12 protein-coding genes are annotated in these 15154 nt (G+C 48.2%); 3 read left to right on the top strand and 9 right to left on the bottom strand.

Going from position 1 to position 15154, the window contains the following annotated elements:
* Nucleotides 1-18 precede the first annotated feature (18 nt).
* Nucleotides 19-489: a cytochrome c3 family protein gene (locus RBR60_RS11120; protein ID WP_320356735.1), complete on the top strand. Its 471-nt coding sequence runs from the start codon at nucleotides 19-21 to the stop codon at nucleotides 487-489.
* Between the two features lie 248 nt (nucleotides 490-737).
* On the opposite strand, the gene RBR60_RS11115 is transcribed toward RBR60_RS11120, so the two are convergent.
* From RBR60_RS11115 to RBR60_RS11090, 6 genes are all read right to left on the bottom strand, one after another.
* Nucleotides 738-2135 (bottom strand): cobyrinate a,c-diamide synthase, encoded by a 1398-nt coding sequence (locus tag RBR60_RS11115; protein WP_320356733.1) that lies wholly within the window; start codon nucleotides 2133-2135, stop codon nucleotides 738-740.
* 56 nt (nucleotides 2136-2191) lie between these two features.
* On the bottom strand, nucleotides 2192-2452 hold the full coding sequence (locus RBR60_RS11110) for a dissimilatory sulfite reductase D family protein (RefSeq protein ID WP_320356731.1): 261 nt from the start codon (nucleotides 2450-2452) through the stop codon (nucleotides 2192-2194).
* A 77-nt stretch (nucleotides 2453-2529) separates the two neighbouring features.
* Nucleotides 2530-3678 (bottom strand): dissimilatory-type sulfite reductase subunit beta, encoded by a 1149-nt coding sequence (gene dsrB, locus RBR60_RS11105; RefSeq protein ID WP_320356729.1) that lies wholly within the window; start codon nucleotides 3676-3678, stop codon nucleotides 2530-2532.
* Nucleotides 3679-3696: 18 nt separating this feature from the next.
* Entirely contained in the window at nucleotides 3697-5016 is a 1320-nt protein-coding gene (dsrA, locus tag RBR60_RS11100; protein ID WP_320356728.1) for a dissimilatory-type sulfite reductase subunit alpha, read from the bottom strand.
* A gap of 275 nt (nucleotides 5017-5291) precedes the next feature.
* Nucleotides 5292-6428 carry a hypothetical protein gene (locus RBR60_RS11095; protein WP_320356726.1) on the bottom strand — a complete coding sequence of 379 codons (1137 nt, stop codon included), beginning with the start codon at nucleotides 6426-6428 and terminating at the stop codon, nucleotides 5292-5294.
* Between the two features lie 120 nt (nucleotides 6429-6548).
* Complete coding sequence (locus tag RBR60_RS11090) at nucleotides 6549-7181, bottom strand: tetratricopeptide repeat protein (RefSeq protein ID WP_320356724.1); 633 nt, start codon at nucleotides 7179-7181, stop codon at nucleotides 6549-6551.
* 477 nt (nucleotides 7182-7658) lie between these two features.
* Between RBR60_RS11090 and dapA the strand changes: the two genes are divergently transcribed.
* A complete protein-coding gene (dapA, locus tag RBR60_RS11085) occupies nucleotides 7659-8705 on the top strand; it encodes a 4-hydroxy-tetrahydrodipicolinate synthase (protein WP_320356722.1) in 1047 nt (348 codons plus the stop codon).
* 78 nt (nucleotides 8706-8783) lie between these two features.
* On the opposite strand, the gene RBR60_RS11080 is transcribed toward dapA, so the two are convergent.
* On the bottom strand, nucleotides 8784-9602 hold the full coding sequence (locus RBR60_RS11080) for a YkgJ family cysteine cluster protein (RefSeq protein ID WP_320356720.1): 819 nt from the start codon (nucleotides 9600-9602) through the stop codon (nucleotides 8784-8786).
* 388 nt (nucleotides 9603-9990) lie between these two features.
* On the opposite strand from RBR60_RS11080, the gene RBR60_RS11075 reads away from it, so the two are divergent.
* Nucleotides 9991-11052, top strand: a complete 1062-nt coding sequence (locus RBR60_RS11075) for a branched-chain amino acid aminotransferase (protein WP_320356718.1) — start codon at nucleotides 9991-9993, stop codon at nucleotides 11050-11052.
* 73 nt (nucleotides 11053-11125) lie between these two features.
* On the opposite strand, the gene RBR60_RS11070 is transcribed toward RBR60_RS11075, so the two are convergent.
* Nucleotides 11126-11554, bottom strand: a complete 429-nt coding sequence (locus RBR60_RS11070; RefSeq protein ID WP_320356802.1) for a lytic transglycosylase domain-containing protein — start codon at nucleotides 11552-11554, stop codon at nucleotides 11126-11128.
* Nucleotides 11555-11767: 213 nt separating this feature from the next.
* Nucleotides 11768-15031, bottom strand: a complete 3264-nt coding sequence (locus tag RBR60_RS11065) for a UvrD-helicase domain-containing protein (protein WP_320356716.1) — start codon at nucleotides 15029-15031, stop codon at nucleotides 11768-11770.
* Nucleotides 15032-15154 lie beyond the last annotated feature (123 nt).

The following is a 15154-nucleotide window of genomic DNA, read 5'->3' as shown; positions in this document are numbered from 1 at the left end:
CACAATCAGGAGGTTCCCATGCATCCACGAAAAAAGAAAAAACTCATTCTGGCGGTTTTCGGATCCGCCGCCCTGCTCTGCGCAGCAGCCATCGCCTTGGCTTCAGGCCCTGGAAAAACCGAGGTCAGTGATGTCATTGAAATGAAAAATCCCATTTATCAGGAACATCAAAGATCCATTGTGTCTTTCACCCACAAAAAACACGCCGAAGACTATGGGATTTCCTGCGGTGAATGTCACCATGATGACAAAGGGCAACCCCTGGATCTGAAAATGGGAGATCCTGTGCAGTCTTGCGCAGCGTGCCACAGCATTCCAGGTGAGCGTCCCAAGGGTAAAGATGCTCCCAGGCTTTCCAAACAGGAACGCCTGGCCTACCACGCTGAAGCCATCCATGAAAACTGCATCAGCTGCCACAGGGAAGTAAACCAGAAAACCGGAGATCGCACGAGAACACCGGTCATGTGCAATCAGTGCCATGCCAGATAGGCACTGATCGCAACACGCAAAAAAAAGAACCGACACGATCCTGAGGGGAAAAAGGGGAAACGAGGGGATCAGGTCGTGCATATCAAAAAAGGGTGAAGGCAAAAATAATTTTTGCCTTCACCCTTTTTTATGATTGTTCTTTATACCCGGAAAATCCCAACTCGAAATAGAGGCCTTGCCAGAGTTTTTCTCAAAAGAAAGATTTAAAAGCGTAAGGGAAAGGCTGCTCCCCAAGGTCTGCATCTGTATCAGGCGCGGCCTGATCTGAAATTCCGGGCCTGTGTCACCATGGCAGGCGCCCATTCCGGTGTACCCATGGCATGAATATGGGTATACGCGGCAAGGGTATTGCGAAAAACAAGGCCGTCTTGGCGCTTTGCAATGCCAACCCCCCTTTTCATGGAAAAGGCGCAGGGATAATTATCTTCTATGAATTCCACCCTTGAATAACGAAATTCATGGCCTCGGATGCAGAGGCCTTTGGGATAAAAGGGATTTTCACCTGTTACCTCGACCCTCACATACCCATGCCCCTGGGGTTTTTCACTGAAACCAAAACGCACGGGAAAGACTCCGCACATGGGATAGGCGCTTCCATCCAGAACCAGAGCTTCTCCCAGGTACATGAGACCGCCGCATTCGGCATAAATGGGAAGCCCGCCATGGGCGGCTCTGCGGATATCCTCCCGCAAGCCTGCATTCCCTACCAGGGCTGCTGCGTGGGTTTCCGGAAAACCGCCTCCTATGTAAAGGGCGTCAATATCCGGAAGAGTTGCATCTTCAAGACTGTTAATGGCAATCAGTTCCGCTCCTGCATCTTCCAGGGCTTCAAGATTTTCAGGATAATAAAACTGAAAGGCAGCATCCCGAAGAAAACCGATTCTCACACGATCTTCCCTTTCTTGCATTACCCCAGAAAAAGTCCTGCTGTCATCCCATGCAGAAGAATCCGAAACCGGCTGAGCCAGGCGGAAAAGCCTATCCAGATCCACATGTTCCTTCACCACAGCCCCAGCCGTCCGGATGGAGTGGGAAGCCCATCCATGCTCCTGGCTGGGCACCAGGCCCATGTGGCGTTCGGGAAAATCCTGATCTCTCAGCTTGGGAATGGCGCCAAGAACGGGAACACCGGTGTGGTACTCAATGGCTTTGGTGAGAATCCCCGCATGACGGGCACCCGCCACCCGGTTCAGAATAACTCCGCAGATGCGCAGATCCGGGTCAAAATGCAGACACCCCAGAACCAGGGCCGCCATGGTCCGGGTGCTTTTGGTCACATCCAGACATAAAAGCACAGGGGCGTCCACCAGTTTGGCAATATCGGCTGTGGAAGTGTTACCTTCAAGGTCAATGCCATCATAAAGGCCCCGATTTCCCTCAATGAGGGCGATATGGGCATCCTGAGCGTGATGGAAAAAGGAATGACGTACAACAGCGGGATCGCAGAGGTAGGTATCCAGATTATAGCAATGCCGACCAGTGGCAAACGCCAGCCAGCCGGCATCAATATAATCTGGACCTTTCTTGAAAGGAGCCACAAGCTTTCCAGCCTGCGTCCATGCCGCAGCAAGACCTATGGAAAGAATGGTTTTCCCCGACCCTCCCCTTAAGGCGGCAACGGCAACACGTGGAATATCATAAGACATGCAGCAGGGTGCTCCGTTCAGAAAGCAGATTCTTTAAAATAATCCAACAAAAAAAATTATTCAGCAGCTTCAGCGCCTTCGCCCTCAGCGCCCGCCTGCTTGCCAGCGCCCTTGAGGCCGATCATGGTGGAAGAACCGGAAGACCAGTATTCCAGAATTCCTTCACCCACCATCTTGTTGATGAAGTTTTTTACAGTACGGGGGCCTTCTTCGGGAAAGATGGTGTAAAAATCCTTCAGATAGAACTTAGATTTTGACTTGGATTTGTTCTGGATGTAATCCAGAACCATCTCTTTTGCATTATCCGGAAGTGCCATTGCTGTGCCTCCATAAGAAAAAAGTTTTGGCCGGTACCTTGAAGGGTACCGGCCTTATGAAGCAAAAGACTCAGTTCTTAAAACTTGAACTGGGTGGTCTGCCGCCAGGTGTAGTATGCATGATCGCGGAAGTCGTCGATCAGGTGGTGCGTAAACTCGATTTCACACTTCTCAAAGAAACGCTCCCAACCAATGCGCTCTGCCCAATCGCCAACGCGCTCGTACTTTCTGGCGTCCTTGGCATAGGCTTCCACCATGCGGCGGATGGTCTGGGTCATTTTGGGCCAGCGGGGCATCTCATTTTCAATGAAGGCCACAACAACCTTGGAGAATTTGGGCGGGTTGATGCGGTTGGAGATTTTGCCGCCCACCATGAGAACAATACCGTCACCTTCGGTGTCGGAAATGGGCAGTGAGGGGCACATGGTGTAGCAGTTACCGCAGTACATGCAGCGCTCGTTGTTAATGGCAACGGTATTCACCTTGGTGCCATTTTCAAGCTCATGCTTGGCGGGTTTGATGGCCGCTGTGGGACAGGAAGCAATGGCCAGGGGAATTTCGCACTGCTTGTCCAGGTACTCGTGGTCGATCATCGGCGGTTTTCTGTGGTAACCGAGGATGGCGATGTCGGAGCAGTGAACAGCACCGCACATGTTCAGGCAGCAGGCCATGGCAATGCGCAGTTTGGCAGGAAGACGCATATCCTGGAAATCCGTGAACATCTCATCCATGGTGGCCTTCACGGTGCCGGAAGCATCCGTCGCAGGCGTATGGCAGTGAATCCAGCCCTGGGTATGAACGATGTTGGAGATCCCGGCACCCGTGCCACCGATGGGGAACTTGAAGGAACCGCCTGCAAACTTGCGGTCTTTCAGGTCTGCCTTGAGGGCTTCCACCTTGTCTTTGGAGTCCACCATGAACTCGATGTTGTTACGGGTGGTGAACCGCAGATAGCCATCGCAGTGTTTGTCAGCGATGTCACAGATTTCCCGGATCAGGGTGCCGGACATGAGACGGGCACCACCGCAACGAACGGTATAAACTTCGTCACCGCTTTCTGCGACATGCACCAGAACGCCGGGCTCAATGATTTCATGATACAGCCATTTTCCCTTGTTGGCCTTGATGACCGGGGGATAAAATTCTTCAAAGTGCCGCGGGCCGATATCGGTAATCCGATTTTCCAGCGGAGCATTCGGATTGTAACCAGAGGATACAAAAGCCATGGAATAACCCTCCCCTTCTTAGCGCTTGTGATGTTTTCTGTATTCTTTGACGTCACGCTCCCAGCCACCGGGTACTTCGTCTTCTTTCCAGAAGATGTAGGGGTTGCAACGGGGTTCGCTGACGTGGCGGGGATCGGCCGCAATACCAGTGACTTCCAGCATTTTCTGGAAACCGGCGCGGCGGATAAGTTCACCAAGGCGCTCACGGTTCTTGCCTTCTTCCATCCACCAATCCCAGATGGATTCAATTACTTCCGTAACTGCGGAGTAATCATCTTCGGGATTCACTTCCACGAAGGGAGCCAGAAGAGAACCCATCTGCTGACCATCCAGGATGGGAGCCTTGGCACCAACCAGGATGGAAAGACCTGTTTCCTGACCTACGCGGAGGGCGCGGGGCATGGCGTTGATGCAGTGCATGCAGCGATTGCACTCTTTGTTGTCAATCTTCAGCTCTTTGCCTTCCATCCACATGCACTCGGTGGGGCAAAGGTCAATCACTTCCTTCTGAATGTCGAAGGCACCCCAGTCACGACCCTTGAAGGCACCACCGTTGGGAGCAATCTCACCACCGATGTAGGCCTGAACCGCTTCCTGGTCAATGCGGATATCGTCCTTCCAGGTACCGATGAAGCTCATGTCTGAACGGGCGATGGAAGCTACGCAACCATTGGGGCAACCGTCAAACTTGAACTTGAACTTGTAGGGGAAGGCGGGACGATGCAGCTCATCCTGGTACTGGTTGGTGAGGAAATGACACAGCGCGTTGGTGTCATAGCAGGCAAACTCACAGCGGGAAGAACCGATGCAGTCCGCAGGGGTACGGAGGTTGGAGCCGGAGCCGCCAAGGTCCGTATTGAGATTGTGGGTCAGCTCATAGAAAATTTCTTCAAGCTGCTCGGTACGGGTACCCAGGAAAATGATATCGCCTGTGGAACCGTGCATGTTGGTCATACCGGAACCGCGCATCTGCCAGATATCCATCAGCTGACGCAGGTATTCCGCCTTGTAGTACTTACCCGCAGGCTGAGCCACGCGTACGGTGTGGAAATGGGCCACGCCAGGGAACATTTCAGGCTGGTCGCAGTAACGGCCGATAACACCGCCACCATAACCGAATACACCTACGATACCCCCGTGTTTCCAGTGGGTCCGGCCGTGTACATAAGAAAGTTCCAGAACACCCAGCAGGTCATCCACGACATCCACCGGAACCTGAAATTCAATGCCTGCTTCATTTTTGGCACGAACTTCAGCTTCAAGCTTCATGTCGGAGACGAAGCTCGGCCAAGGGCCAGACTCCAGCTGGTCCAACAACGGAGTTTCGTGTTTTGCCATTGCCTTACCTCCATGTGAAAGATTTACAATCCTGATGCATAATCAGGGGGGAACTCACCATAACAGTAAAACATCATTTACATCTATGTTTCTGGTAGCTTTCAAACAACCATGTATTCTGTCTATTCAAAGATGGATCATATAGGACGTGATCGCTTCATTGTCAATAAAAAAGGGTTTTTTTCAAAAAAACCAACAAGTGTTATTTATCAATTTTCCGAATAAAACCCTTCATATAGGGTACAGACTTTCTCATATCTCCCTATCTGGTGCTTTCATGCATCCGAACTCCGCTTTTCCCTTTTTTGCTGTCTGAATATTTCATGGACAAGATTGGTATGAGACCTTAAATGATCACGGATAAGTCCAATCTCCGGAGCCTTGGGATTGTAAGCAGAAACGATTTCCTCATGGGTTTCAAAAAGTCCTTCCTCTCCACCGGCAAGGACAATGTCAGGCAGGGCTTCCATGACAATGGCGATATCCTCGCGGCGGGCTGCTTTTTCCGAAAGGCCTTCAAAAAAGCCCGATATGGCCGATGGAACCACAAAATCCGGGGCCCATACAAGTTCGCCAATCCCATCCAGACGATCCAGGCGCATGCGCAGTAGCATATTCCATAGAAAATACATCAAAGCTTCCACTTTATCGGAAAATTCCGCCCCCCCCGGATCAAGGGAAAACAGGTTTTCATACTGCCGCACGGTAATAAGACGTACATCCACATCCAGACCCTGAACGCGGGCCACAAAATCCCCCGCAGCATGGTGCCATGGAAAAATCTGTCTGAAACAGTCAAAATCATAGGCCCGGGTGAGAATGGCGGCTGCTTGTTGGAACAGGGACTGTAATGCTTCTTTTTTCATGGGTTTTTGCTCTCCCCCGTCTTCCCAGAGGAGAATTCCCAGGGTCTTTTTCTGTAAAGACCAATGGAATTCACAGAACCCTTCAAACCATGGGGCTGCAAAAAAAGAGGCCCTGCCCTCTTCATCTAAGATGAGATCCTCTGTGAAAAAAACTTCTGGGAGCGCTTTTCCCATGCCCTGGCTCCAAAGATTCTGAAGTGCTGCCACCTCCTTTTTCATCACTGTCCTGGCCTCATCCGTAACAGCCCCATTCACCGCCAGGGGCCGATGGGCAAGATTGTTCAGGATCACCCGGCAGGGATGGTAGAAGGCCCCGTGCTTTTCAAGAATGATCCGGATGGTTTCAATTTTCTCTCCATAGTGTTCTTCAAGAATCTGAAGATGATTTTTCAGAAATTCTGCAACGCCTTCCAGAAAAACCCCACACCCCGGATTCTTATCTCCCCCTGCCCGATGCCTGCTGGATGGAAGCGCCTCATAAAAAAAGGGATTTTCACGTAAAAGCACATCGGTAATCCCTGAAATGGCATATTGGTATGTGGGCATGAATTTTCCGTTTTTAAGATATTCAAAATAAAAAACGCCTCACGGTTGAAAGATCCTGCTTTCAGATCTGACTTCATGGGTGAAAACAGGATCTTTTTCTTCAGACAAAGGGGAACACGATCAGGTTCTCCGATAGGCCTCCAGCTCTTTTTTCAGACCTTCTGCAATCGGGTATCCGAGGGATTCCGCTTTATCCGCATTTTCAATGGCCTTTTCATAATCCTTTTTTTCCAGGTAGGCCACAGCAAGATTATTATAACTTATTGGAAAATCTGGCTGAATTTCAATGGCCTTCATGCAGGCCTCGATACATTCATCCACAAGGCCCTTGGCCAGCAGGGCGGAAGCCAGGGTAGTGTAGGCCTGGATGTGCCGAGAATTAAAAACAATGGCTTTCTGCAGATTTTTGATGGCTTCATCCACATTGCCATTCTGAAGCTCAAGAAAACCAATATTTGCATATCCGGGCGCAAAACCAGCCCGGGCTTTTATGGAGCGCTTATTGTAATGCAGACAGCCTTCCACATCCCCTCGCTGAAGACATATGCCCCCGAGCTGTACAAAGGCTTCAGCAAGGTTGGGGCTGCAGGAAATTGCCTCATGCAGGTGGGACTCGGCTTCCTCATATTTTTTCTGACCCATCAGGGCCACGGCGAGATTATAATGTGTTGCGCCACATTCTGCGTTTGACGCCAGGGCCATGCGCTGCTGGGCAATATATTCATCGGCATTCTGCGCCTTGGACATATTCATTTTTCACCTTTTAAGATTAAGGGTCAAACAATGCGGACAGACCCGCAAGATATCCGGGTTTCCTGGATGGTATAAAAGTCTTTTGACAAAAAACCGTTAGTATGGCCTGTCCCTTCATGTCAAGAAGATTTGTCTTTGCTGTATTCCCAAAGGGTTAAAACTTGTCAAAGCCTGAAATCTGTGATACGCGGACAAACGGATTCTCCCTGAAAGCAGTTCATGAAAAAAATCTGTACCCATGGATTCATCTTTACCATTAAGGCCATGCCATATTCAGGGATCATCATGAAAATATATCTTCCACATCCAAAAAGTTTAAAAATTACCCCTCCTTCTTCAGGATTCTCTGGGTCCTGAAGAACTCAAAACCGGAATGAGGATTTTTGAATCCTCATTTTTTTCCATGGGAATCGGGGTTATTTTATATCCGAATTTTACTTTGTTTTTTTGGCTTACCGTCACAGAAGGGAGCTTTACATGCGCACAGGTTGCTATACCGCGCTGGTCACCCCCATGCTTAACAATGCTGTGGATTATGCGGGCCTCGAACGTCTTGTGGATTTTCAGATCCAATCCGGCGTTACCGGCATTCTTGCCGTGGGCACCACAGGCGAAAGCCCTACCCTCAACTGGGAAGAGCACAACAAAGTCATCGAAATGGTTGCCGCCCGATGTAAACAAAAGGCCTTATGCATCGCAGGAGCAGGCAGCAACAACACCACAGAATCCCTGCATGCCTCCAAACATGCCGCAGCCTGTGGGGCTGAAGCCATTCTTCTGGTGGATCCTTATTATAATGGTCCCAGTTCTCTGGAAATCCGCAGGGAATATATTGCGCCTGTCGCAAAAGCTTTGCCTGATATGGATATTATTCCCTATATCATTCCAGGACGCACGGGTGCACAGATGCTGCCCGAAGACCTGGCCATTCTGCATGATCAGTTCAAAAACGTACGCAGTGTAAAAGAAGCCACAGGCAACCTTGACAACATGCGACGCACCCGGGAGTGCTGCGGAAAAGATTTCATGATCTTTTCCGGGGATGACGCCTTAACCTTTCCCATGATGACGGACCCAGCCATTGCCGCTTCCGGGATCATCTCCGTTGCATCCAACATCGCCCCTTCCTTTGTCACGGAAATGACCCTTTCACTGGCAAAGGGCGATCATGAAAACGCCACAAAAATTCTTTCAGACATTGAGCCTCTGTTCCGCCTGGTAACGGTTACCACAAAGGAAGAAAGCCCCTATGGTCCCGTAACCTGTCGCGCACGAAACCCCCTTGCGCTGAAAACCCTGATGCAGCTTCTTGGAATGCCTTCGGGCCCCTGCCGAAGACCGCTTGGAAAGATGAGCCGGAAAGGTTTTGAACTGGTTCTGGCCACAGCCAGGGAAATTCATGAGAAAAATCCGAAGATACTGGGAGCTGTGGGGGAATTCTTTGATCTCAACATTGAAAGACGTCTCACCGATCCCTCTTGTTGGGAAGGATTGTTTTACAAAGACAGTTACGCGACTCCCTGAACCCTTGGGCCCTTTCAAATAAATCAGTCCCATGCCTCCTTGGGTCGGGCATGGGACTGATAAAAATCGGACCTTTTTTTATTTTTTTCTACGTTCTGCTTCCTTGTCTTTCACCTTAAAGCGTCCTTCCGGATCCAGCTTGAAAAGAATAGCCCTCAGCCAGTCAAACCCGAATTGCAAAAGAGCAATCTCATCCCTTCGGATCCTTTCCACCAGATCAGCATGAATGTCATGCATCTTCAAAAAGTCTGACTCAAACACAAAGCGTTTGAAACCATCAATATCATAGCAGACCATGAAAAAAAGTTTTCTGCTTTTTTCCGTCATATCCATGGTCATGCCAAAACTCTTTTTTCTTACAATGAGTTCCGTCCAGCCTTCATTGATTTTATCCTGAAGATCCACTCCCTGATCCCTGCGCCACTCCTCAATCGTCCATTCCTGTTCTTCCTGATGACCTTTGCACCGATCCTCATTAATCATAAAGAAAAAATCATCCCCGCTTTCCCCGGCAGCGGGCTCTTCCACATGACTGCGGGTTGCCATGCCGATGGGGTAATAACGACAGGCGCTGGGACGATCCGCATAAATAATACATCCCTCCGTATCCCTTACAAAGGGACAGGACTGTTTCTCATCATCCAGAAGACGCAGGGTAGGAACGGGAAGACCTGTTTTTTCAAGCATTTTAGGCTCTGTATATACGGCAAGGAATTCTTCTGATGAAATTCCCATACGGTTTTTGATCCGAATGATATCATAAGGCGTGAGCATGATATTGATTTTACGGCAACAATCCGTAAAGCAGGAAACGCCTGGGTGACAACGAAAACAAAAACGGCTCTCCCGGGTTAACTGAACGGGCACAGCCTGGTTACGAAACTCCTGATCTATCATGAATCCTCTCCTTTACTTGCGTTTGGACTTTCATACTTTCCGGTTTGTTGAAAAAAAAGAATTTCCGTATCAAAAAGCAATAAATTTATTTTGAAAATCAAAAACCAGGGTTTATAACGAAACGGATGTAAAAATACAGTTTTTCTTCAAAGGCACTTTTGAATCTTAAAAAAAAAGAAAACCCGAGCCGTAACGGTCCTTATCATGGCAACCCCACACCTTACGGCTTCCGGAACAACCCCTCCGGATCAAGGTCGTTCAGCATGACATGTATCCACATCCTTGTGGAAAGCCTTCGGATGAAAGATCCAAAGGATCTTTCTTTCCAGATGAATCTCTTCTTCAAGGACTTTTTGTAAAGCCGCCAGACCTGGAGAAACAAAAGCCCATGAACATCCCCTTTACAGCCACCCAAAACCCCAGAAAAAAACCCGAAGACCACAACCTCAGCTTTGGCACCCAATTTACGGATCACATGTTCCTCATGGACTACGCTCCGCAAAAGGGATGGCACGATCCCCGTATTGTTCCTTACGGTGATTTCTCCCTGCCCCCATCCACAGCGGTACTGCATTACGGCCAAGCCATTTTTGAAGGCCTTAAAGCATACAGATCCAAAGAGGGACATATCCAGCTTTTCAGACCCAAGGATAATTTTGAACGCTTCAATCGCTCTGCAAAACGTATGTGCATACCTGAATTGGATACGGCCTTTGCCTTACAGAGCCTGAAGGAGCTTGTCCGCATAGAAAAGGACTGGGTCCCTTCCACACGAGGTACTTCTCTTTACATCCGGCCCGCCATTATTGCAACCGACCCCTTCCTTGGCGTACGCGCATCCCATACCTACCGGTTTTTTATCATCCTCTGCCCTGTGGGCGCCTATTATGCGGAAGGATTCAATCCTGTAAAAATCTGGGTGACAAAGGACTATGTGCGGGCTGTACCAGGTGGTGTGGGAGAAGCCAAGACAGCGGGCAATTATGCAGCCAGCCTCTATGCCTCCGAAGAAGCCCAGCGCGAAGGGTATACTCAGGTACTCTGGCTTGACGGAAAAGAACACCGATATGTGGAAGAAGTTGGATCCATGAATATCTTTTTTGTCATTGACAACACCATTGTAACCCCACAGCTTAACGGCAGCATTCTCTCCGGCATTACCCGCAATACCGTACTCGAGATGGCAAAACATAAAGGTCTGACGGTATCGGAAAGAAGAATCTCTATGGATGAAATCTGCCAGGCCCATAAAAATGGCTCCTTAAGCGAAGCCTTTGGATCAGGAACAGCTGCTGTTATTTCTCCTGTTGGCACCATTCGCTACGGGGACGAGATCCTTACCCTTCGTGAAGGAAAGGCAGGTCCCATCTCCTCCATGCTGTTTGATGAAATCACAGGTATCCAGTACGGAGAAAAACAGGATCCCTTTCACTGGGTTGAAAAAATATAAGCCTTTTTACATTCAGGGGTATTGACTCCTGAATGTAAAAAGGCTTTTTCATGTCAACCTTTTTTACCCAGTATCACATTTTGTATTTTTCCCAAAAATCCATGACCCTTTGTATGTAACTCTGGGTTTCCGGAAAAGGAGGCACGCCCCCATAACGCCGCACAGTGGAAGGCCCTGCATTGTACGCTGCAAGGGCGAGGTGAATCTCTCCGTCAAAGGCGTCCAGCATCATGCGCAGATAGCGGGTTCCGGCCATGATGTTCTCCCTTGGATGAAAGGGATCCTTCACCCCAAGATCCTTGATGGTTTCTGGCATCAACTGCATAAGTCCTTTGGCGCCTTTGGGAGAAAGGGCTTTGGGATTAAAGGAGGATTCCGCACGTATCACAGCCTTGATAAGCAGTGGATCCATGCCATGGTAGTTTGCTGCTATGCGGATGGTATCATCATAAGAGGAAAGTGGGCCTAGATGGAGGATGTTTTTTTCCTCCTTTTCTTTCATAAATAACTTATAGGATGAGGATGTCGGCGTATTACTGAAACGCACAATGCCCCTTTCATCCACATACATGTAAATATCCCCTAAGGATAGGCCTGGACATGAAAAAAAGAAAAGGACCAGGAAAACCAATGTTTTACCAATTTTTCTGATTTTCCTTTTTCCCTTTTTCCCATTCATAATCCAAATCCTCTGATCGTTTACCGGCGCTCCTTTTTAAAAAAGCTCCATCTGTCCATTCTTCTTTTTCCTTTGTCTTTGCTTTCTTTCCTCCTTTTCCAGCATTGTCTCCAGTTCCATGACAAAGGGGGAAAGCCTTCTGTTTTCAGGTTTCCCGAAAACCATACGTCTGTTCGCCCAACTCATAAAAAGACAAGCTCCCGCTCGGGTCACGCCCACATAAAAAAGTCGCCTTTCTTCTTCTTCCGGGCTTGAATCCGTTTCTGTATACGGTAAAAATCCAGCTTCGCATCCCGCCATAAACACCAAAGGGAATTCCAATCCCTTGGATGCATGCAGGGTCAGGATACGAACTTTTTCCGCTTTCAAATCCAGAAAATCCCCTTCTTTTTTCAAGACAAGGTCTGAAAGAAATTCTTCTGGTTTTTTTCCCTTTGCCTGATTCAGAAGCAGACATATCGTGGGATCTTCCTTCAAAGCCAGCGCAGGATTGGACGCCTCCATGAGCACCTCAAGCAGATGAGAACTATCCCAAGGTAAGGAGCACCGCTCCCGCAGGCTCTCGATCTCATCTGAAAGTCCCCGCAGTTCATCACATGTCCGAAGGTGCGGGGTGACAAGAGGATCTTTTTCCCAAAGTTCTTTGACAAGGCTTTCACTGAAATTCATGCCAAGGGGAAGGCAAAGGAGATCTGTAACCTTGGCTGAGCCTGCAAGGAGACGAAATCCAGCCAAAAGACTACGGATCATGCCCTTTTCTTCAAAAAAATTTTCTGATGCTGTCTCAAAGGGGATACCTTTTTTTGCAAAAATTTCCTGTAAAATTTCCGTCTGTCTGCGTGTCCTTACGAGAACTCCGATATCCGAAAATCCCCAACGTTCACCCCTGTGATCATCTTTACCCGCATAAATGGCATGATGTCCCGTGCCTCCCACACTTTTTTGTATGCAATCTGCGATCCACGCAGCCTCATCCTTTTCACTTACACATTCCTTAAGCACTATGGGTTTACCCGAAATATCGGAAACAACCCTGAAAGATCCATCTATCCTCTCTTTTTGACCCTGAAGAACCCCCCACGCCAGATCCAGAATATTTTCCGTTGATCGATAATTACGGATGAGATGAAAGCGCCTGGCTCCAGGCCAATCTTTCATAAAGACATCAAAAAAAGCGGGATCCCCTCCCCGGAAGCCATAAATAGCCTGATTGGGATCACCGATGGCCGTTACAAGCCTCATGTCCTCAGCCACAAGTCTGAGCAAACGATACTGGGCAGCATCCAGATCCTGATATTCATCTATGCAGAGCGCACCGAATTTTTTCTTGAAATTTTTATGAAATGCAGGATTTTCCAGAAAACAGGAAATACTTTTACCCACAAGGTCATCAAAATCCACCATACCTGCATGGTGCAACTCCTGTTCATAACTTGTCAATAAGAGAAGATCCTCCCCATCCACAGATCCTCCCTTTGCCAGAATACGCTTGTTTCTGGAAATATTTTCCCGTGCCGCTTTTAAAGAAAAGGAAAGACCACTTTTGCGCACAGCATTCTTAAGGATCATCTCCTGGACAAAAAAATCCGGCAGTACGGGATGCAAACCCGCTTCACGGAGAATTTCATAACCAAGGCCATGGAAGGTATGCACCAGAAAAGGAGCTGCTGGTCCGCACAGACGCATGAGACGTTCTTGCATTTCCTCAGCTGCTTTACGGGTAAAGGTGATGGCAAGGATGGTTCCTTTTACTTTCTTCTCTTGCATCAGCCAGGCCATCTTTGCGGTAATGGTCCGGGTTTTCCCCGTACCAGGACCTGCAATGATCAAAGAAGGCCCCTGATGATAAAAGGCCGCTTCGCTTTGTTCTGAATTCAGATTCAAAATGAAATTATTTTCTTTTAATCCAATACTTTTTTCAGATATCAACGGGTTTTTGTCCGGTTTTAAACCAAAAGAAATGTTCTTATTGAAAATTTCTTTTTCTTTTATCCCAGGAAGCTTCTTTTTATCAGACACAAAAAGACGTGTTTGAGGGGACAATTCTTTTTTTTCTTCGGAAGAAAAAATCGATACTTTCCCATAATCTCCGTCATATCCACCTTCAAGGCTGATGCGATTTTCCCGCACACGGGCCAGGGCTTCACCCAAAAGGGGAATGCCCAAAGATCGGGTGGCTTCCGTATCCACTTCGGAGAGAACAGAAAACTCCGGTCCCAGGCTTTTTAAAATCATCTCATAAGCCGCCTGCACCTTTTTGGTTTTGGAACCTGTATCCAGAATTTCAGAAAGAATATCCTTCAGGGGAACCAGACTGTGAAAGGGAATTTTATTTTTTTCATCCACAAAAGACCGATCCGCCAACTCGCACACCCGGTACAAAACCCCTAATGTTAAAGGCTTTCCGCACACAGGACAAAGCCCATTATGCTCTACGGACTCCTTGGGTGTGAAACGTACGCCACACTTTCTATGACCATCCAGGTGGTATTTTCCTTCTTCCGGATAAAATTCATAGGTACCCAGAAAACGGGCAGGATCCTTTTCTCTGAGCGCTTTGTAAAGTCCCATATAATCAAAATCCGCATTGAAAATATTGGCTTCCCGCCCCAGATTTCCGGGAGAATGGGCATCGGAGTTTGAAATAAGAGCCAGATTATCCAGAAAGGAAACCCGCCAATTCATGGCCGGATCTGAAGATAGTCCCGTTTCAACGGCAAAAATTTGATCCGTCAGATCATCAAAACATTCACGTATATGATTAAAACCAGATCTGGATCCTAAAAGGGAAAACCAGGGCGTCCAGATATGTGCTGGAACAAGAAAAGCCCTTTCATGGGTATTGAGAACCATCTCAAGGAGATTCCGGCTGTCCAGACCCAGAATGGGTCTTCCGTCTGATACAATATTACCGATACGCCCGAGACGTTCGTTGAAATACCTGACGGATTTTAAATCCGGAAAATAGACAAGATTATGGTTTTTTCTTACTTTTCCATCTTTTTTATAGATACAACTGATTTCAGAAGAGAGAATAAAACGGACCTTTCCCCTGCACGCTCCTGGAATAAAGGGATCCAGCCGAGAACAAATATCCGGATGCAGGGCATAAAATCCAGGTTCTGCGGGAACAAGTTTGCTCTCAAGCTCAGCATACCAACCCGGATGGGTGCAATCTCCCGTTGCAAGGAGGGAAATGCCTTTATATTGGGCAGCAATATAAAGGTTCTCTAGATCCAGGTTAGATGCCGTTGCCATGGAAAATTTTGAGTGTATGTGCAGATCCGCAATGAACTTCATCTGCTTATATATCCTTTACAGGCCACAGGGGATTTTCTTCTTCATCCGTATTCACTCCCAATTGTACGGAGATCAGGGTATCAAACTCAAAATAAAAGGTTGCGGACAAAACTTCCGCCACAA

This window comes from Desulfobotulus sp. (genome assembly GCF_034006065.1).
Lineage (GTDB): Bacteria > Desulfobacterota > Desulfobacteria > Desulfobacterales > ASO4-4 > Desulfobotulus.
Note: the sequence above shows the minus strand (reverse complement) of the source record. Positions and strands in the feature narration are given on the sequence as shown.

What these genes read in the sequence shown, in the direction of transcription:
- RBR60_RS11120 (WP_320356735.1), top strand. Translation starts at nt 19, where the DNA reads ATGCATCCACGAAAAAAGAAAAAACTCATTCTGGCGGTTTTCGGATCC.
- RBR60_RS11115 (WP_320356733.1), bottom strand. Translation starts at nt 2,135, where the DNA reads ATGTCTTATGATATTCCACGTGTTGCCGTTGCCGCCTTAAGGGGAGGG.
- RBR60_RS11110 (WP_320356731.1), bottom strand. Translation starts at nt 2,452, where the DNA reads ATGGCACTTCCGGATAATGCAAAAGAGATGGTTCTGGATTACATCCAG.
- dsrB (WP_320356729.1), bottom strand. Translation starts at nt 3,678, where the DNA reads ATGGCTTTTGTATCCTCTGGTTACAATCCGAATGCTCCGCTGGAAAAT.
- dsrA (WP_320356728.1), bottom strand. Translation starts at nt 5,016, where the DNA reads ATGGCAAAACACGAAACTCCGTTGTTGGACCAGCTGGAGTCTGGCCCT.
- RBR60_RS11095 (WP_320356726.1), bottom strand. Translation starts at nt 6,428, where the DNA reads ATGCCCACATACCAATATGCCATTTCAGGGATTACCGATGTGCTTTTA.
- RBR60_RS11090 (WP_320356724.1), bottom strand. Translation starts at nt 7,181, where the DNA reads ATGAATATGTCCAAGGCGCAGAATGCCGATGAATATATTGCCCAGCAG.
- dapA (WP_320356722.1), top strand. Translation starts at nt 7,659, where the DNA reads ATGCGCACAGGTTGCTATACCGCGCTGGTCACCCCCATGCTTAACAAT.
- RBR60_RS11080 (WP_320356720.1), bottom strand. Translation starts at nt 9,602, where the DNA reads ATGATAGATCAGGAGTTTCGTAACCAGGCTGTGCCCGTTCAGTTAACC.
- RBR60_RS11075 (WP_320356718.1), top strand. Translation starts at nt 9,991, where the DNA reads ATGAACATCCCCTTTACAGCCACCCAAAACCCCAGAAAAAAACCCGAA.
- RBR60_RS11070 (WP_320356802.1), bottom strand. Translation starts at nt 11,554, where the DNA reads ATGAAAGAAAAGGAGGAAAAAAACATCCTCCATCTAGGCCCACTTTCC.
- RBR60_RS11065 (WP_320356716.1), bottom strand. Translation starts at nt 15,031, where the DNA reads ATGAAGTTCATTGCGGATCTGCACATACACTCAAAATTTTCCATGGCA.